This window comes from Aeromonas sp. QDB14 (assembly GCF_027707845.1).
GTDB classification, from domain to species: domain Bacteria; phylum Pseudomonadota; class Gammaproteobacteria; order Enterobacterales; family Aeromonadaceae; genus Aeromonas; species Aeromonas caviae.
The window spans coordinates 25016-42030 of sequence record NZ_JAPCJD010000008.1; the positions used below are offsets into that span (position 1 = coordinate 25016).

Below are 17015 nucleotides of genomic sequence, written 5' to 3' on the forward strand. Positions count from 1 at the left end.
AACAGCTCTGTAAGGTACTTTGAAAATGTAATTTTCGTGATCTGGCGCAAGGTAAAAACTGGCGGACATGAGACCCGCTGGAGCCAAATATATCACTGTTTGTACTGTTATTTTACCGGTCATTTCAGTATCATTCTCAATGGATTTTCATTTAACCACCTTTTGCTTTTCCTTTTATTAACAGATGTTAACGAGAGGATTTTGCAAAACCGGGGTGAAAATGGCCCAGGACACCGGGCAACACTAACAACAGCATCGGAAGCGGAATACAACGATGAGCCATACAACAAACCACCCTGAGTACAACTACACCGTTGTGCGCCAGTTCACCGTCATGACGATTGTCTGGGGTATCGTCGGCATGTCGGTGGGTGTATTGATTGCAGCCCAGTTGATCTGGCCTGCCCTCAACTTTGACACCCCCTGGCTGACGTACAGCCGTCTGCGTCCCCTGCATACCAATGCGGTCATCTTCGCATTTGGTTGCAGCGCCCTGATGGCCACCTCCTTCTACGTGGTGCAACGCACCTGTCAGGTCCGGCTGTTTGGTGGTCCCCTCGCCTCCTTCGTGTTCTGGGGCTGGCAGGCGATCATTCTGTCTGCAGCCATCTCGCTGCCGCTGGGGTACACCACCTCCAAAGAGTACGCCGAGCTGGAGTGGCCCATCGACATCGCCATCGCCGTGGTCTGGGTGAGCTATGCCATCGTCTTCTTCGGCACCTTGGTCAAGCGCACCACCTCCCACATCTATGTTGCGAACTGGTTCTTCGGTGCCTTCATCATCACGGTGGCCGTACTGCACATCGTCAACAACATGGAAGTGCCGCTCTCCGGCATGAAGTCCTACTCCATGTACTCCGGTGCCATGGATGCCATGGTGCAGTGGTGGTATGGCCACAACGCAGTGGGCTTCCTGCTGACAGCGGGCTTCCTTGGCATGATGTACTATTTCGTGCCCAAGCAGGCGGGTCGCCCCGTCTACTCCTACCGCCTCTCCATCGTGCACTTCTGGGCGCTGATCTCCCTCTATATCTGGGCCGGTCCGCACCACCTGCACTATACCGCCCTGCCTGACTGGGCCCAGTCGCTGGGCATGGTGATGTCCCTCATCCTGTTCGTGCCCTCCTGGGGCGGCATGATCAACGGCATCATGACCCTCTCGGGTGCCTGGCACAAGCTGCGTTATGACCCCATCCTGCGCTTCCTGATCGTCTCCCTGTCGTTCTACGGCATGTCGACATTCGAAGGCCCCATGATGGCGATCAAGACCGTCAACGCCCTCTCCCACTACACCGACTGGACTATCGGTCACGTTCACTCCGGTGCCCTGGGCTGGGTTGCCATGGTGTCCATCGGTGCCGTCTACCACCTGATCCCGAACCTGTTCGGGCAGGGGCGCATGTACAGCATCAAGCTCATCAACGTCCACTTCTGGCTGGCCACCGTGGGCACCGTGCTCTATATCGTCGCCATGTGGATTTCCGGTGTGATGCAGGGCCTGATGTGGCGTGCGGTCAACGACGACGGCACCCTGACCTACAGCTTCGTGGAGGCGCTGCAAGCTTCCTATCCCTTCTACTTCGTGCGCTTCCTGGGTGGCTGCTTCTTCGTCACCGGCATGCTGCTGATGGCCTACAACGCCTATCGCACCGTCACTGCGCCCAAGGGTTCTCTGGAACCCGTCGCACAGCCAGCCTGATTTGAAGGGGTTTAAAGCATGAGCAACAACAACCGTCACGAGATTTTTGAAAAAAGCGTCCCCATGCTGGTGATTGGCATCATCTTCGCCATCAGCCTGGGGGGCCTGGTGGAAATCACCCCCCTGTTCTTCCAGAAGCAGACCAACGAGCCGGTGGAGGGCCTCAAGCCCTACACCGCCCTGCAGATGGAAGGACGCGACATCTACATCCGCGAAGGCTGCACCGTCTGCCACAGCCAGATGATCCGCCCGTTCCGCGCCGAGACCGAGCGCTACGGCCACTACTCGGTTGCCGGCGAGAGCGTGTGGGAGCACCCCTTCCTGTGGGGCTCCAAGCGTACCGGCCCGGATCTGGCCCGGGTCGGCGGTCGCTACTCAGATGACTGGCATCGCGCCCACCTCATCAACCCGCGCGACGTGGTGCCCGAGTCCAACATGCCGGCCTTCCCCTGGCTCGAGACCAATGTGCTGAGCGGCGAGCTGACCGGCAAGAAGCTGGCTCTGTTCCGGGATCACTTCGGCGTGCCCTATACCGATGCCGACATCGCCGGCGCCGGTGAGGCCGTCAAGGGCAAGACCGAGCTGGATGCGCTGATCGCCTATCTGCAATCACTGGGCCATGCCCTGAAATAAGGAGTCGGGATATGGATTACGGCACATTTCGCGGCCTGTACACCCTGCTGCTGATGGTCATCATGATTGGCATCATCGTCTGGGCCTACAGCAAGCGCCGCAAGGCTTCTTTCGACGAGGCCGCCAACCTGGTTTTTGCCGATGACGAGCAACCCAGTGCTGATAACAAGAACGCAGGAGCGAAGCAATAATGAGCACTCTGTTTAGCATTTTTGTGACCGTCATAAGCCTTGGCACCATTCTCGGCTGCTTCCTGCTGCTGGCTTGGTGCATGAAGGACAAGATGGGGGCCGAAGAGGGCAAACCCATGGGTCACACCTTCGACGGCATCGAGGAGATCAACAATCCCCTGCCGAAGTGGTGGTCCTATATGTTCCTCTTCTTCATCGTCACCGGGCTCATTTACCTGCTCGCCTTCCCGGGCCTTGGCAACTTCAAGGGTCTGCTGGGCTGGCAGAGCTCCAACCAGGATGTGCGTTCCCTGGCCGAGTCCAAGACGGCGGCCGAGTCTGCCAAGGCCGAAGGACGCGCGGTGGAATACGACCGGGAACTCGCCAAGGCCGACGAGATCTACGGCGCCAAGTTCCGCGAGCTGACCTATCAGGCTGACGGCAAGAGCTACAAGGAGATCACCGAGATCGCCAAGGATCCGGAAGCCCTGAAGGTGGGTCAGCGCCTGTTCCTGCAAAACTGTTCCCAGTGTCATGGCTCCGATGCCCGCGGTGGCCGCGGTTTCCCGAACCTGACCGACAGCGAATGGCAGTGGGGCGGCGCACCCGACCAGATCAAGACCACCATCATGGGCGGTCGTCAGGGGATCATGGCCGCCTGGGGCGAGATCCTGGGTCAGGACGGGGTGAAGGAGGTGGCCTCCTATGTGCTGAGCCTCTCCGGTCGCAAGGTTGATCTGGTGGAAGCCAAGAAAGGGGAAGCACGCTTTGCCATGTGCGCCGCCTGCCACGGCCCGGATGCCAAGGGCGGCATCGCCTTCGGCGCACCCGACTTGACCAACAACATCTGGCTCTATGGCGGCTCCCGTCAGGTGGTCGAACAGACCATCACCCACGGGCGCCACGGCGTGATGCCGGCCTGGAAGGACATTCTGGGGGAAGACAAGGTACACCTGCTCGCCTCCTACGTTTACAGCTTGTCCCACAACGATCGGCAAAATCAGCAGTAACATGTGATAAGCACGTGATTAATCAGCAAAAAGCCTCGACTCTTCGAGGCTTTTTGTTATCTTGTGTTGGCTGAATTACCGCCATTTCGTTAACCATTTGTTTCGGTAGCATCATGACCCAACCCTGGTATCGCCAATTCTGGCCCTGGTTCATCATCGCCCTCCCCTGTGCTGCCGTGGTAGGCAGCATCGCCACCGCCATCATTGCCAGCAAGGATGGGGTCAACCTGGTAGCGGAGGACTACTACAAGCAGGGTAAGGAGATTAACCAGGATCTCAGCAAGTTCGATCGCGCCGAGGCGCTCGGCATCCGTATCGCCCTCAATGTCAGCGACAAGGAGCTGACCTTGACTCCCCTGGCAGGGAAGATCCCACCAGGACAAGCACTGCACCTCTCCCTGTTTCATCCCACGTTGGCGGGCCTGGACAGCGAACATCTGCTGACGGCCGATGGCAAGGGAGTCTATCGCCTGATGCTGGACAAGCCCCTCACCGGCAAGTGGCACGTGCGGGTCGATGCCTTCAACCATGAATGGCGCCTCCAGGAGACGGCACAACTGCCGACTCAGACAGCGATTGAGCTCGATCCCAAGGGACGTTGAATCACGAAGGCAGGGTGATCGGCACGCCGGTCAGCCACCCTTCTCCCCGACCCGGCCTGCAGGGCTGCATCAAAGAGGGATGATCACCATGACCGGCTGTTTTCACTGTGGTGAACCGGTTCCCACTGGCAGTAACTTTACTCTCGAGATCAAAGGCATCGTTCAGCCGATGTGCTGCCCTGGCTGCCAAGCCGTGGCACAGACCATTCTCGAATGCGGCCTCGCCAGTTATTACGAACACCGCACCGCTCCCGGCATCAAGGGAGAACTGGTGCCCGAAGAGCTCGCCGCCCTCACCCACTACGATCTGGCGGAGGTGCAGCAGGAGTTCGTCACCGACACCGGTACGGGTCGCGAAACTACGCGCGAGATCCAGCTGACGGTGGAAGGCTTGACCTGCGCCGCCTGTGCCTGGCTCATCGAGCGGCACCTGATGACCCTGCGCGGTCTGCGTTACATCAACGTCAATACCACCACCCATCGCGCCCGCATCAAGTGGGATCCGGCCCAGCTCTCTTTGAGCGACATTCTCAAGGGCTTTGCCAGGGTCGGCTATCGCGCCTATCCCTTCCAGACTCATCAACAGGAAGCACTCTACGCCAAAGAGGTACGCAGCTACATGTTCCGCATGGCGCTGGCCGGCCTTGGCTCCATGCAGGTGATGATGTGCGCCGTGGCACTCTACATGGACCTCTTCATCAGCGTGGAAGAGGAGTTCATGATCTACTTCAAGTGGATAAGCCTTCTGCTCTCCACTCCCATCATGATCTACTCGGCCCAGCCTTTTTACGTGGGGGCATGGCGCAGCCTGAAGCAGGGGCACCTCTCCATGGATGTTTCGGTGTCGCTGGCACTGATCGGCGCCTTCGTCGCCTCCATCTGGGCCACGGTCTTCAACACGGGTGAGGTCTATTACGACTCCATCACCATGTTCGTCTTTTTCCTGCTGTTGGGCCGTCTGCTGGAACTGCGAGCGAGGCGCAAGGCGTCGGAGTCGAGCTCCAACCTGGCGCGTCTGGTGCCCATCATGGCGACCCGCATCGATGATGACGGCGAACACGAGGTGGCCGCCAAGACGCTGCGAGTCGGAGACAGGGTGCGGGTACTCGCGGGGGCCACCCTGCCGGCAGACGGCATCGTCACCTTGGGCCAGGCCAGCCTCAACGAATCCATGCTGACTGGCGAACAGTTGCCTCTGCTCAAGCAGGCCGGGGATCCCGTCTATGCAGGCACCATCAATACCGATGCCCCCCTGGAGATCCGGGTCAGCCATCCCATTGAAGAGTCGCGTCTGGCCCAGATCATGCGCCTGCAGGATCATGCTCTGGACGACAAGCCCGCCATCGCCCAACTGGCGGACGTGCTGTCGCGCCACTTTATCCTGGTGCTCCTGATCATTGCGGCCGCGGTCTGGACCTTCTGGCATTTTCATCAGCCCGAGCGGGCCTTCTGGGTCACCCTGGCGGTGCTGGTGGCGACCTGTCCCTGCGCCCTCTCGCTGGCCACCCCGACCGCACTGACCTCGGCCACTGCCAACCTGACCCGCAGCGGCATCCTGCTGCGCCGCGGCCACGTGCTGGACATTCTGACCCGGGCCAACCGCATCGTGATGGACAAGACGGGAACCCTGACCACGGGCAACATCAGCCTGGTGAGCACCCAGCCCCTCGGCGAGCTCGACGCAGCCCGCTGCCTCGCACTCGCCCATGCCCTGGAGACCTACTCCGAGCACCCCATCGCCCGTGCGTTTCGAAGCAAACCACTGGCGGACGGGGTACCGCTCGCCGCCAGCGACGTCACCCCCGTCATCGGCCACGGCGTGCAGGGAGTAATTGAGGGCAAGCATTACCGCATCGGCAGTGCACGCTGGCTCCAACTGGCGCAAGAAGAGAATGCCGCTCAAGGGCTGGCCATCTATCTGGCCGATGAACACGGACTGCTGGCCCGTTTCATCCTGGCCGACACGCTGCGCCCCGATGCCGGTGCACTGATCCAGGCCTTCAAGGAGGCAGGCCTGCAAACCACCATTCTCACCGGCGACGGTTCGGACCAGGCGGACATGCTGGCCCGCGAGCTGGGGGTCGATGAGCTGGTAAAAGGGGTCACCCCGGACGGCAAGCTGGCCTATCTCAAGGCCCGGGAAGCGGCCGGGGATATCAGCATCATGGTGGGAGATGGCATCAACGACGCCCCTGTACTGGCCGGCGCCCACGCGTCCTTTGCCATGGCGGGGGGCACGGATCTGGCCAAGAACAGTGCCGACGCCATCCTGCTGGCCGACGATCTCTCCCGTCTGCTGGCAGCCCGGGCCCTGGCCCTGCGCACTCGCAAGATCATCAAGGAGAACTTTGCCTGGTCCATCGGCTACAACCTGCTTGTGCTGCCGCTGGCGGCAAGTGGCTGGCTCCCCCCTTATCTGGCGGCTGCTGGCATGTCCCTGAGCTCCCTCATCGTGGTCACCAACTCCATGCGGCTCAACCGGTGAGCAGCCATCTGGCATCCTCCCGGGTGGCGGCACCTCTTGCCTCGCCGGGTTATCATCCCCCTTTCACCACAGGGTCCGCGCCATGAACATCATCTTCGTCCTCATCCCCATCGCCATCCTGTTCGTTGTCATTGCAGGAGCCGTCTTCTTCTGGGCCATCCGCTCCGAGCAGTTCGAGGATCTCGACAGGCAGGGCTCCAACATCCTGTTTGACGAGGAGCAGCGCCCATTGCCCCCCCCTGAACAACAAGCAGAACAGGAAAGCAAGCCTCATGACCAGCAGCCTTGACCTCATGGGCGCCCTGCTGGTCGGGCTTGCCGGTGCCGGCCACTGTATCGGCATGTGCGGCGGCGTGTCCGCAGCGCTCTCCATGGCCATACCTGCCGAGAAGCAGCATTTTTGGGGCCGACTCGGTTATCTGCTCAACTACAACCTGGGGCGCATCCTGAGCTATGTGCTGGCGGGCGCGCTGGTGGGTGGTTTGCTCGCCACCACCACGGAGATAGGCGCTGGCAAACACGCCCTGGCAGGGCTTCGCTTCATCGCCTCCCTGCTGATGATAGCGCTCGGCCTCTACTTGGCTGGCTGGTGGCATGGCGTCTTGCTGCTCGAGCGCATCGGTGCGAAGTTCTGGCCTCTCATCAAGCCGCTGGCAGGCAGGTTTCTCCCGTTTACATCAGCCAGGCAGGCCCTCCCCTTTGGCATGGTCTGGGGCTGGCTCCCTTGCGGCCTCGTCTACTCCATGCTGACCTGGAGCGCTGCCGCAGGCTCCGCGAGTGGCGGGGCACTCATCATGCTCTTTTTCGGCCTCGGCACCCTGCCGACCCTGTTTGCACTGGGGGGGCTGGCAGACCGATTGCGCTACTGGCTCACCCTGCGCAGCCTGCGCCTTGGGGGCGCCTTGCTGCTTATTGCCTACGGGATCCACACCCTCTGGATCGGGATGGCGTCCTTTTGAAACCCTATCCAAAACGGATGAGATGGTGGTAAACTTGTTTGATATAAATCAATTATTCATTTGAGCCTATGATCCCGGACAAGAAACCTGGCAGACGTATTCAGAGCGGTGGCTGTGCAATTCATTGCCAGGATTGCAGCATCAGCCAGCTCTGCATCCCCTTCACCCTGAACGATAACGAGCTCGATCAGCTCGACAGCATCATCGAGCGCAAAAAGCCGTTCCAGAAGGGTGAAGAGTTGTTCAAGGCCGGCGATGAGCTCAAGTCGCTCTATGCCATACGTTCCGGGACCATCAAGTCATACACCATCACCGAACAGGGTGACGAACAGATCACCGCCTTCCACCTCGCCGGTGATCTGGTCGGTTTCGACGCCATCCACAAGCAGGCCCACCCCTCCTTCGCCCAGGCGCTGGAAACCGCCATGGTGTGCGAAATACCGTTCGATGTGCTCGACGACCTCTCTGGCAAGATGCCCAAACTGCGCCAGCAGATCATGCGGCTGATGAGCAACGAGATCATGGGCGACCAGGAGATGATACTGCTGCTCTCCAAAAAGAACGCCGAAGAGCGCCTCGCTGCCTTCCTGCACAATCTCTCGGTTCGTTTCTCCGAGCGCGGCTTCTCCGCCAAGGAGTTCCGCCTCTCCATGACCCGTGGAGACATCGGCAACTACCTCGGTCTCACCGTCGAGACCATCAGCCGCCTGCTGGGCCGTTTCCAGAAATCCGGTCTCATCAGCGTCAAAGGCAAATACATTACTGTACTGGACAACGTTGCCTTGGGCGTCATGGCCGGAGCCACTCGTCCTCCCTGCGGTTAATCCCCGTTTATTCCCTTTTTTGCCGGATCGGATCACCCTGAAATTTGATCCGGCACACCTTGCCGTCTCCCCCCTTGGACTAAGCTGTAATAGCTAAAGAGTTGCCATCATTGGCCTTTTTACCAAGGAGGAGAACATGGTCAAGTACCGAAACATTCTGGTGGTGATCAATCCCGAGGAGGAGCGCCAGATCGCGCTCGAGCGCGCGGTCAAGGTCGCCGAGCTGGATGAGGGCGCCCAGCTGACCCTGCTCCTGACGATTTACGACTTCTCTTACGAGATGACCGCCATGCTCTCGGCAGACGAGCGGGAAGAGATGCGCCATGGTGTCATCGCCCAGCGTCGGGAGTGGCTCGACGAGATCCTAACTCCCTATCGGGCCAGAGGGCTGGAATGCGAAGTGAAAGTGCTTTGGCACAACCGTCCCTTCGAGTGCGTCATTCAGGAAGTGCTGGAACAGCGTCACGATCTGGTCGTCAAGGCGACTCACAAACACTCCTTCCTGCAAACCTTCATCTTCACCCCCACCGACTGGCACCTGCTGCGCAAATGCCCCTGTCCGGTTCTGCTGGTAAAAGAAGGGCACTGGCAACGGGGGGGCAACCTGATTGCCGCCATCAACTGCTCGAGCGATGACAAGGAGCAGAAGGTGCTTAACGAGCGGATCACCCGCGAGGGGATCGCCATCGCCGAGCTGCTTGGTGCCAGTCTCTATCTGGTCAACACCTACCCGGGCACCCCGGTCAATGTCGCCATCGAACTGCCAGAGTTCGATCCCAACGCCTACAACGATGCCATTCGCAAACACCATGAAGATCTGCTGCGGGAACATGCCGATCAATTCGGCATCAACCACATGTGGACCAAGGTGGCGGAAGGCTTGCCGGAGGAGGTGCTGCCGGACATGGCGGACGATCTGAATGCCACCCTGATGATCATGGGATGCGTCGGCCGTACCGGCCTCTCTGCCGCCCTGCTTGGCAACACCGCCGAGCACGTGGTGGACAGGCTCAACTGCGACATTCTCATCCTCAAACCCGACGATTACAGCTGCCCTGTGGATGACAGGCGTCATCCTGCATAAGCGTTTCTTGCCCTCCCCCGGGACATGGCTATAATAAGCCGCTTATTTTTGTCCCGGGTTTGAGGCCATGCTAGAAGAGCTTAACGCCAAAGAGAAATACAGTTTCAACAAGCTGCAGAAACGTCTGCGGCGCAACGTGGGCCAGGCCATCGCCGACTTCAACATGATTGAAGAGGGTGACAAGATCATGGTCTGCCTGTCTGGCGGCAAGGACAGCTTTGCCATGCTCGACATCCTGATGAGCCTGAAGGCCAGCGCCCCCATCCATTTCGATCTGGTGGCCGTCAACCTGGATCAGAAGCAACCCGGCTTCCCCGAGCACGTGCTGCCCGAATACCTGAGCACTCTCGGCATCGACTTCAAGATCGTGGAAGAAGATACCTATTCCATCGTCAAGGAGAAGGTACCGGAGGGCAAGACCACCTGCGCGCTCTGCTCCCGCCTGCGCCGCGGCATTCTGTATCGCACCGCCCAGGAGCTGGGCTGCACCAAGATCGCCCTTGGCCATCACCGTGACGACATCCTCGAGACCCTGTTCCTCAACATGTTTTACGGTGGCAAGCTCAAATCCATGCCCCCCAAGCTGGTGAGCGACGATGGCAAGAACGTGGTGATCCGCCCCCTGGCCTACTGCAAGGAGAAAGATCTGGTGCGCTATGCCGAGGTCAAGGCCTTCCCCATCATCCCCTGCAACCTGTGCGGCTCCCAGGAGAACCTGCAGCGCCAGGCCATCAAGCAGATGATGCAGGAGTGGGATCGCCGCTTCCCGGGTCGTCTCGAAACCATGTTCACCGCCATTCAGGACGTGATCCCGAGCCACCTGCTCGATCACCAGCTGTTTGACTTCAAGAGCATCAACCGCGACTCCGGCATCATCGACGGTGGCGACAAGGCATTTGATCCGCCAGAGCTGCCCAAGGCGCCGCTGCTGGACATCGACGAGATGGACATGCTGGACGTGATTGAGGTGCGCTAAGCCCCGTCACCCACAGAAAAGGAGCGCCAGGCGCTCCTTTTCTCATTCTGGCAATCTGCGGACTCGGATCGCTACCCCTTGTGCAGCCAGGGGGTCAGGCGCAGGATCTCCCCTTGCAGTTGCAGCTTGCCCTGGGCAAACCCCTTCAGCTGCGCATTGCTGAGCAGCAGTTGCCCCTGCTGCCAGGAGACGGCCTCCTGACGGGCCCCCTCCACAAGGTAGGCTGTGCCTGCGGGCGCCACCATGGAGATCCGCACCCCTTCCATCTTGGGCAGGAAATACTGGCCGACCATGCCGGCCATCTTGTCGAGCAATCGCTGCATCTGCTGCTGGCGCGAGACGAGCTCGGCCAGCGGCACCTCGGGTGTGGCGGGGGCGTCAGCCATCACCTGTACCGACAGATCGCAGGCGGCGTGGGCCTCGGTGAGCCCCACCACCACGATCGCCTTGTCGAGGTTGAGATCTTCGTCATAGGGCAGACGCAGTTCGCCATCCACCGTGACCTCGGCGGGCACATCCCTGTCCGGGGTCGAGACCCGGGCCGAGGTGAGCCCGCATCGCCGACCGTTCTGTTGACTGGCCAGATAAAAGCCCAGTCTGGCATGGCCAAATTCCCCCTTGGCGAAGGTCTTCATCTGGCTGTAGAAGGTGCCGTAGTCGAGTTCAAGGGACGGCTCAGCCTGTCCCAGCATGGGCATCAGCAGGAGCGCCGCCATCCCGTATCGCTTGTTCATATGCCATCCTTTTGCATCATGTTCCGGGCGGGTCGACACCGGCTGATCCCCTGGTATCCCGTTATGCGTTGAAATGATCCGGGCCCTGCCCGTCGTTGCCACTGGCAACCTCGGTCACTTCGACTGCCACCCCACACAGATCCCGGTAGAGAATGCCCTTGCAGTTGAAGTAGAGCGGCGCCACCCAGATAAGTCCCAGCCCCATGGGGATGAGCGCCAGGAAGAAGAGTGCCAGCATGACCCCGTGCAGCAGCACTATGCTGGGCCATCCCCGGGCAAAGAGCTTGAGGGAGACCAGAATGGCCTGAGCCGGGGAAAGACCGCGCTCCAGCACCAGAGGTACGGTAAACACCAGCCCCATGCCCACCAGGGCGGAAGGGATGAAGGCCAGCATCACCGGCACGCCCAGCAGCTCGAACAGGGGGCCAAACAGGCTGGTGATGAGGCTGCCGAGCAGACTCAGGCTGCCCAGGCGCAGGAAGTGGCGGAAGAAGTCGAATACCTGGCTCGGCCGGGCGCGCACCCCCACCGACTGCTGCAACCCCAGCATGTCGAGGGAGGAGGTCATGGGTGACATGATCACCGTGACCAGCAGGCTCAGGATCAGGGCCATATCCATATCCCCCCCTTCACGGGCGACATAGGGTGTCAGCAAGGTATTGCTCAGCAGGATCCAGATTGCCATGACCCCGGCGATGGCCAGCGCCAATCCGAAACCGGTACGACGAGTCTGTTGCCACCCCTCTTTCAACACCCCTTGCAGGTCCAGACGATATCCCTGGCTGAGGGACTGTTCGAGGGTTCCACCGATCCGCATTCTATTACTCAATTGACTGTCCAACATTCACTGACGACTGATCCAAGGTGGCACATTATAGCGGTTTGAACCGGCATGCGTAGCCGTTTTTCCTGTTATCTTCCGTTCAGAAAGCCATTGATACCAAAGGCCTTGCAACCCTTCTTGATGAGGTTCCCCTCACCCTTGGCCCCTCTGTCCAACGGGCGTAGGATGATGGCGCGCGCTGGCGGACGAGATGTCCACTGGCTCTTCTCTCTCACACAAGGAAAACGGTCATGTCCGAACTGACGCTCTATCTTGCCCCCGGTACCTGTGCCATGGCGGTGCGCATCGCTCTGGTGGAGGCCGGTGCCCCTCACCTTGTCAAGCGCCTGGATCTGGCCGCTGGTGAACAGCGCAGCCCCGACTACCTCGCCATCAATCCCAAGGGGCGAGTCCCGGCACTGGTAACGGAGCATGGCGTGCTGACCGAAACACCGGCTCTGCTGCTCTACGTGGCCCAGCGTTTTCCTAACGCCGGGCTGGCCCCATTGGATGACCCCTTCCTCCTGGCCAGGATGCAGGAGGTACACAGTTTCCTCGTCTCCACCGTCCATGTTGCCCATGCCCATGGACGCCGTCCCGGCCGCTGGGCCGACGATGAACAGGCCATGGCTGCCATGCAGGCCAAGATGCCCCAGAACATGCGCGATGGCTTTGACCAGATTGAGCGCCACTATCTGGCCGGCCCCTGGGTACTGGGGGAGCGCTTTAGCCTGGCCGACATCTACCTCTTCGTGATTGCAGGCTGGCTCGAGAGCGACGGGGTTGCCATCAGCGAGTTTCCCAAGGTGGCGGATCACTATCAGCGCATGCTGGCCCGCCCCGCAGTGCAGGCGGCGCTCGCCCTCTGATCTCCTCGCGCCGGGTACGCCTTTTTCTACGGGCAACATCCGGCGACGCCTCTCAGACGGGTGCTCTTCTGACACCCGTTTCTTCTGAAATTGCCCTGTCACTGAGATCGTTTTCACATTTTCGTCATCACTGCCTAGACCCGTTAACGGTTAACACCTATCTTTCGCCCTAATGACGCAACCGGTTGCGTAACCGATTGCCCAACTCAATATCCATATGCGGTCCCAGGCCGCCGAGGTGCTGTATGAAACGAGGCAAGCTGCTCAATGCTCCCTTAAGCGCGCTGGTCGCGCAGATGGGCCACACCGACGAGATCACCGTCTGCGATGCGGGCCTGCCCATTTCGGCAGGCCCCGAGCGAATCGATCTGGCGCTGATGGCGGGGACGCCGAGCCTTGAAACCGTGCTGACCGCCTTGCTCACCGATCTGGTGGTGGAGAAGGTGATCATGGCAACAGAGATCAAGCAGATCAGTCCCGCCGCCCATCAGGCGCTGGTGGTTCAGCTTGAGGCCCACGCAGCCGCCCAGGGCAAGCCCATCGCCATCGAATACTGCCTGCATGAGGAGTTCAAAACCCGCTCCCGCCAGAGCAAGGCGATCGTGCGCAGCGGCGAGGTGACCCCCTACGCCAACCTGATCCTCTGCGCCGGTGTGGCGTTCTGAATTCTTCAAAGAAGGCCTCTTCAAGGAAGCTGCAAATGAGCACAACCTCCCCCCTCTCACCCATTTTGGAGCTGACCGGGATCGTCAAGACCTTCCCCGGGGTGCGCGCCCTCGACGAAGCGGGTCTTCGGGTCTATCCGGGCCAGGTGATGGCCCTGCTCGGCGAAAATGGCGCTGGCAAGTCGACCCTGATGAAGGTGCTGACCGGCATCTACCAGGCCGATTCGGGCAGCATCAGCTATCGCGGCCAGCCGGTTCACTTCAAGGGCCCCCGCGACTCCCAGGATCAGGGGATCAGCATCATCCATCAGGAGCTGAATCTGCTGCCGGAATTGTCGATTGCCGCCAACATCTTCCTCGGCCGCGAGCCCCGTACCCGTTTTGGCAGCATCGACCACAAGCAACTGCGCGAACGAGCAAGCACCCTGCTGGCACGGCTTGGCGTCAAGCACGGCCCGGATACCCGGCTCGGGGATCTCTCCATCGGTGAACAGCAGATGGTGGAGATCGCCAAGGCGCTGTCGTTCGATGCCAGCGTCATCATCATGGACGAGCCCACCGATGCCCTCACCGACACCGAGACCGAGCAGCTGTTCACCGTCATTCGCGAACTGCGCGAGCAGGGCTGCGGCATCGTCTATATCTCCCACCGCCTGAAAGAGATCTTCGAGATCTGCGATCGGGTCACCGTGCTGCGGGACGGCAAGTGGATCGGCGAGCAGGCGGTGAGCGATCTGGATGAAGACAGGATCATCGAGATGATGGTGGGCCGTCGGCTGGAAGAGCAGTATCCGCGCCTTGAGCGCGAACTCGGCCCCGTCAGCCTGCAGGTGAAAGATCTGGCCGGCCCCGGCGTGCGCGGGGTGAGTTTCTCCCTGCGTCAGGGGGAAATTCTGGGCTTTAGCGGCCTGATGGGCTCCGGCCGCACCGAGCTGATGAAGCTTATCTATGGCGCCAGCCCCATCAGCGCTGGCCAGGTGACGGTGGATGGCCACGCCCTGGTACCCAGAAGCCCGGCCGATGGTCTGGCCGCAGGCATCGCCTATATCTCCGAGGATCGCAAGGGCGACGGCCTGGTGCTGGAGCTGTCGGTGCGCGAAAACATGAGCCTGTGCGCCCTCGGCGAGTTCATCCGTGGCGGCAAGATTGACGGCAAGGCCGAGCGCCAGGCGGTAGGGGACTATGTGCGTCTGTTCAACATCAAGACCCCGAGTCAGGATCAGCTGATCAAGCTCCTCTCCGGCGGCAACCAGCAGAAGGTGGCCATCGCCAAGGGGCTGCTGACCCGGCCCAAGGTGCTGATCCTGGATGAGCCGACCCGCGGCGTCGATGTCGGCGCCAAGAAGGAGATCTATCAGCTCATCAACCAGTTCAAGAAGGAGGGGATGAGCATCATCCTGGTCTCCTCCGAAATGCCGGAAGTGCTCGGCATGAGTGATCGCATCATGGTGATGCACGAAGGGCGCATCAGCGCAGAATTCAACACCCGCGATGCCAATCAGGAGAAGCTGATGGCAGCGGCAGTCGGTAAACAGTGGCAAGCAGAGCAAGAGGCAGCACAATGACAACCCAAACCCTTTCCCGCCGCGGCGTCATGAGCAAGGCCTGGTGGATCGAGAACAAGTCCCTGGTCGCGCTGCTGGTGCTGATCGGCGTGGTCTCTTTCCTGAGCCCCAATTTCTTCACCGCCGACAACCTGCTCAACATCCTGCGCCAGACATCGGTCAACGCCATCATGGCGGTCGGCATGACGCTGGTCATCCTCACCGCCGGCATCGATCTGTCGGTCGGCTCGGTACTGGCCCTGTGCGGCGCCCTGGCCGCCACCATGGTGGCCATGGAGCTGCCCATCGGCCTGGTGATCCCTCTCACCCTGGGGGCCGGCGCCCTGCTTGGCAGCGTCAGCGGCCTCATCATTGCCAAGGGCAAGGTACAGGCCTTCATCGCCACCCTGGTCACCATGACCGCCCTGCGCGGCGTCACCATGGTCTACACCGAGGGACGCCCCATTTCCACCGGCTTCAGTGACGGCGCCGATCACTTCGCCTGGCTCGGGACCGGCTACCTGCTGGGTCTGCCGGTGCCCATCTGGCTGATGGCCATCGTCTTCCTGCTGGCCTGGTACCTGCTCAATCACACTCGCCTGGGCCGCTACATCTATGCCCTCGGCGGCAACGAATCGGCCACCCGCCTCTCCGGTATCAATGTGGATCGGGTCAAGCTCGCGGTGTATGGTCTGTGCGGCATGCTGTCGGCACTGGCCGGGCTCATCGTCACATCCCGCCTCTCCTCCGCCCAGCCCACCGCCGGCATGGGGTACGAGCTGGATGCCATCGCCGCCGTGGTGCTGGGGGGCACCAGCCTGATGGGGGGCAAGGGCCGTATCATGGGTACCCTGATCGGTGCCCTCATCATCGGCTTCCTCAACAATGCCCTGAACCTGCTCGACGTCAGCTCCTATTACCAGATGATCGCCAAGGCCAGCGTGATTTTGCTTGCCGTGATGATCGATAACAAAAGCAACCGTTAACAAGCCACGCCACACACAAGGAATGAAATGATGAAAAAGCTCAATACCCTGCTCGCTGCCGCCATCATGTCCGTGCTGGGCACCGCCCAGGCCGCGGATCACACCCTGGCGATGGTGGTCTCCACCCTCAACAACCCCTTCTTCGTCACCATGAAGGAGGGCGCCGAAGCCAAGGCCAAGGAGCTTGGCTACGATCTGGTGGTGCTTGACTCCCAGAACGACCCGGCCAAGGAGCTCTCCAACGTGGAAGATCTCACCGTGCGCAAGGTCAATGCCATCCTGATCAACCCGACCGACTCCGAAGCGGTGGGCAACGCCATTCGCCTGGCCAACAAGGCGAACATCCCGGTGCTGACCCTGGACCGCGGCGCAGCCCAGGGTGACGTCAAGGCCCACATCGCCTCCGACAACGTGGCCGGTGGCAAGCTGGCTGGCGACTTCATCGCCGAGAAGCTGGGCAGCGGTGCCAAAGTGATCCAGCTGGAAGGGATCGCAGGTACCTCCGCCGCCCGTGATCGCGGCGAAGGCTTCGCCCTGGCGGTCACCGCCAACAAGCTGCAGGTGCTGGCCTCCCAGCCCGCCGACTTTGACCGCACCAAGGGTCTGAACGTCATGGAGAACCTGCTGGCCGCCCATCCGACCGTGCAGGCAGTGTTCGCCCAGAACGACGAGATGGCGCTGGGTGCCATCCGCGCCGTGCAGGCCGCCGGCAAAGAGGTGATGATCGTGGGGTTTGACGGCACCGACGATGGCAAAGCCGCCGTGGCCAAGGGTAAACTGGCCGCCACCGTGGCCCAGCAGCCCGCCCTCATCGGCGCCATCGGCGTGGAAACCGCCGACAAGGTGCTCAAGGGTCAACCGGTGGAAAAATCCATCCCGGTACCGCTGCAAATCGTCAACAAGTAAGTTGTTGGGGGAGGTTCGCCTCCCCTCTCTTTTTCCGCCAGTGCCG

General features: G+C 60.8%; 18 protein-coding genes. 16 read left to right on the forward strand and 2 right to left on the reverse strand.

Annotated elements, in window-relative coordinates; translation table 11 throughout:
- Positions 1 to 274: 274 nt before the first annotated feature.
- The 11 genes from ccoN to ttcA all read left to right on the forward strand — a co-directional run bounded on the left by ccoN (position 275) and on the right by ttcA (position 10442).
- A complete protein-coding gene (gene ccoN / locus PG887_RS04180) occupies positions 275 to 1699 on the forward strand; it encodes a cytochrome-c oxidase, cbb3-type subunit I (protein WP_010674773.1) in 1425 nt (474 codons plus the stop codon).
- A gap of 18 nt (positions 1700 to 1717) precedes the next feature.
- On the forward strand, positions 1718 to 2332 hold the full coding sequence (gene ccoO, locus PG887_RS04185) for a cytochrome-c oxidase, cbb3-type subunit II (RefSeq protein ID WP_010674774.1): 615 nt from the start codon (positions 1718 to 1720) through the stop codon (positions 2330 to 2332).
- Positions 2333 to 2343: 11 nt separating this feature from the next.
- Entirely contained in the window at positions 2344 to 2523 is a 180-nt protein-coding gene (locus tag PG887_RS04190) for a CcoQ/FixQ family Cbb3-type cytochrome c oxidase assembly chaperone (RefSeq protein ID WP_010674775.1), read from the forward strand.
- Positions 2523 to 3512, forward strand: a complete 990-nt coding sequence (gene ccoP / locus PG887_RS04195) for a cytochrome-c oxidase, cbb3-type subunit III (protein WP_270821229.1) — start codon at positions 2523 to 2525, stop codon at positions 3510 to 3512. The genes PG887_RS04190 and ccoP overlap by 1 nt, the downstream gene beginning before the upstream one ends.
- A 113-nt stretch (positions 3513 to 3625) precedes the next feature.
- Positions 3626 to 4114, forward strand: coding sequence for a FixH family protein (locus tag PG887_RS04200; RefSeq protein ID WP_134997855.1), 489 nt, complete (start codon positions 3626 to 3628; stop codon positions 4112 to 4114).
- Positions 4115 to 4202: 88 nt separating this feature from the next.
- Positions 4203 to 6599, forward strand: a complete 2397-nt coding sequence (locus tag PG887_RS04205) for a heavy metal translocating P-type ATPase (RefSeq protein WP_270821230.1) — start codon at positions 4203 to 4205, stop codon at positions 6597 to 6599.
- 82 nt (positions 6600 to 6681) lie between these two features.
- On the forward strand, positions 6682 to 6888 hold the full coding sequence (ccoS, locus tag PG887_RS04210) for a cbb3-type cytochrome oxidase assembly protein CcoS (RefSeq protein ID WP_124243799.1): 207 nt from the start codon (positions 6682 to 6684) through the stop codon (positions 6886 to 6888).
- Positions 6872 to 7558: a sulfite exporter TauE/SafE family protein gene (locus PG887_RS04215; RefSeq protein WP_201997120.1), complete on the forward strand. Its 687-nt coding sequence runs from the start codon at positions 6872 to 6874 to the stop codon at positions 7556 to 7558. Before ccoS ends, PG887_RS04215 begins: the two co-directional genes overlap by 17 nt.
- Before the next feature lie 68 nt (positions 7559 to 7626).
- Complete coding sequence (locus tag PG887_RS04220; RefSeq protein WP_010674781.1) at positions 7627 to 8382, forward strand: FNR family transcription factor; 756 nt, start codon at positions 7627 to 7629, stop codon at positions 8380 to 8382.
- A 136-nt stretch (positions 8383 to 8518) separates the two neighbouring features.
- Positions 8519 to 9466 (forward strand): universal stress protein UspE, encoded by a 948-nt coding sequence (gene uspE, locus PG887_RS04225; RefSeq protein WP_039040780.1) that lies wholly within the window; start codon positions 8519 to 8521, stop codon positions 9464 to 9466.
- A 67-nt stretch (positions 9467 to 9533) separates the two neighbouring features.
- On the forward strand, positions 9534 to 10442 hold the full coding sequence (gene ttcA, locus PG887_RS04230) for a tRNA 2-thiocytidine(32) synthetase TtcA (protein WP_010674783.1): 909 nt from the start codon (positions 9534 to 9536) through the stop codon (positions 10440 to 10442).
- A 71-nt stretch (positions 10443 to 10513) separates the two neighbouring features.
- Here the strand turns inward: ttcA and PG887_RS04235 are convergent, their stop codons facing one another.
- Both PG887_RS04235 and PG887_RS04240 read right to left on the reverse strand, forming a co-directional pair.
- Positions 10514 to 11176 carry a DUF2987 domain-containing protein gene (locus tag PG887_RS04235; RefSeq protein ID WP_041215137.1) on the reverse strand — a complete coding sequence of 221 codons (663 nt, stop codon included), beginning with the start codon at positions 11174 to 11176 and terminating at the stop codon, positions 10514 to 10516.
- A 61-nt stretch (positions 11177 to 11237) separates the two neighbouring features.
- Positions 11238 to 11993, reverse strand: a complete 756-nt coding sequence (locus PG887_RS04240; RefSeq protein WP_042017089.1) for a hypothetical protein — start codon at positions 11991 to 11993, stop codon at positions 11238 to 11240.
- Positions 11994 to 12250: 257 nt separating this feature from the next.
- On the opposite strand from PG887_RS04240, the gene PG887_RS04245 reads away from it, so the two are divergent.
- From PG887_RS04245 to rbsB, 5 genes are all read left to right on the forward strand, one after another.
- Positions 12251 to 12868, forward strand: coding sequence for a glutathione S-transferase family protein (locus tag PG887_RS04245; protein ID WP_039040777.1), 618 nt, complete (start codon positions 12251 to 12253; stop codon positions 12866 to 12868).
- 245 nt (positions 12869 to 13113) lie between these two features.
- Complete coding sequence (gene rbsD, locus PG887_RS04250) at positions 13114 to 13533, forward strand: D-ribose pyranase (RefSeq protein ID WP_128342447.1); 420 nt, start codon at positions 13114 to 13116, stop codon at positions 13531 to 13533.
- Positions 13534 to 13568: 35 nt separating this feature from the next.
- Positions 13569 to 15098: a ribose ABC transporter ATP-binding protein RbsA gene (gene rbsA / locus PG887_RS04255; RefSeq protein ID WP_270821231.1), complete on the forward strand. Its 1530-nt coding sequence runs from the start codon at positions 13569 to 13571 to the stop codon at positions 15096 to 15098.
- Positions 15095 to 16063, forward strand: a complete 969-nt coding sequence (gene rbsC / locus PG887_RS04260) for a ribose ABC transporter permease (protein ID WP_042863889.1) — start codon at positions 15095 to 15097, stop codon at positions 16061 to 16063. Before rbsA ends, rbsC begins: the two co-directional genes overlap by 4 nt.
- A 30-nt stretch (positions 16064 to 16093) precedes the next feature.
- Positions 16094 to 16969 (forward strand): ribose ABC transporter substrate-binding protein RbsB, encoded by an 876-nt coding sequence (gene rbsB / locus PG887_RS04265; protein ID WP_039040773.1) that lies wholly within the window; start codon positions 16094 to 16096, stop codon positions 16967 to 16969.
- Positions 16970 to 17015 lie beyond the last annotated feature (46 nt).

Coding starts and splice junctions, on each gene's coding strand:
- ccoN (WP_010674773.1), top strand. CDS start 275: ATGAGCCATACAACAAACCACCCTGAGTACAACTACACCGTTGTGCGC.
- ttcA (WP_010674783.1), top strand. CDS start 9,534: ATGCTAGAAGAGCTTAACGCCAAAGAGAAATACAGTTTCAACAAGCTG.
- rbsA (WP_270821231.1), top strand. CDS start 13,569: ATGAGCACAACCTCCCCCCTCTCACCCATTTTGGAGCTGACCGGGATC.
- uspE (WP_039040780.1), top strand. CDS start 8,519: ATGGTCAAGTACCGAAACATTCTGGTGGTGATCAATCCCGAGGAGGAG.
- PG887_RS04245 (WP_039040777.1), top strand. CDS start 12,251: ATGTCCGAACTGACGCTCTATCTTGCCCCCGGTACCTGTGCCATGGCG.
- PG887_RS04190 (WP_010674775.1), top strand. CDS start 2,344: ATGGATTACGGCACATTTCGCGGCCTGTACACCCTGCTGCTGATGGTC.
- rbsC (WP_042863889.1), top strand. CDS start 15,095: ATGACAACCCAAACCCTTTCCCGCCGCGGCGTCATGAGCAAGGCCTGG.
- PG887_RS04235 (WP_041215137.1), bottom strand. CDS start 11,176: ATGAACAAGCGATACGGGATGGCGGCGCTCCTGCTGATGCCCATGCTG.
- rbsB (WP_039040773.1), top strand. CDS start 16,094: ATGAAAAAGCTCAATACCCTGCTCGCTGCCGCCATCATGTCCGTGCTG.
- PG887_RS04205 (WP_270821230.1), top strand. CDS start 4,203: ATGACCGGCTGTTTTCACTGTGGTGAACCGGTTCCCACTGGCAGTAAC.
- ccoS (WP_124243799.1), top strand. CDS start 6,682: ATGAACATCATCTTCGTCCTCATCCCCATCGCCATCCTGTTCGTTGTC.
- ccoO (WP_010674774.1), top strand. CDS start 1,718: ATGAGCAACAACAACCGTCACGAGATTTTTGAAAAAAGCGTCCCCATG.
- PG887_RS04200 (WP_134997855.1), top strand. CDS start 3,626: ATGACCCAACCCTGGTATCGCCAATTCTGGCCCTGGTTCATCATCGCC.
- PG887_RS04240 (WP_042017089.1), bottom strand. CDS start 11,993: ATGCGGATCGGTGGAACCCTCGAACAGTCCCTCAGCCAGGGATATCGT.
- PG887_RS04215 (WP_201997120.1), top strand. CDS start 6,872: ATGACCAGCAGCCTTGACCTCATGGGCGCCCTGCTGGTCGGGCTTGCC.
- rbsD (WP_128342447.1), top strand. CDS start 13,114: ATGAAACGAGGCAAGCTGCTCAATGCTCCCTTAAGCGCGCTGGTCGCG.
- ccoP (WP_270821229.1), top strand. CDS start 2,523: ATGAGCACTCTGTTTAGCATTTTTGTGACCGTCATAAGCCTTGGCACC.
- PG887_RS04220 (WP_010674781.1), top strand. CDS start 7,627: ATGATCCCGGACAAGAAACCTGGCAGACGTATTCAGAGCGGTGGCTGT.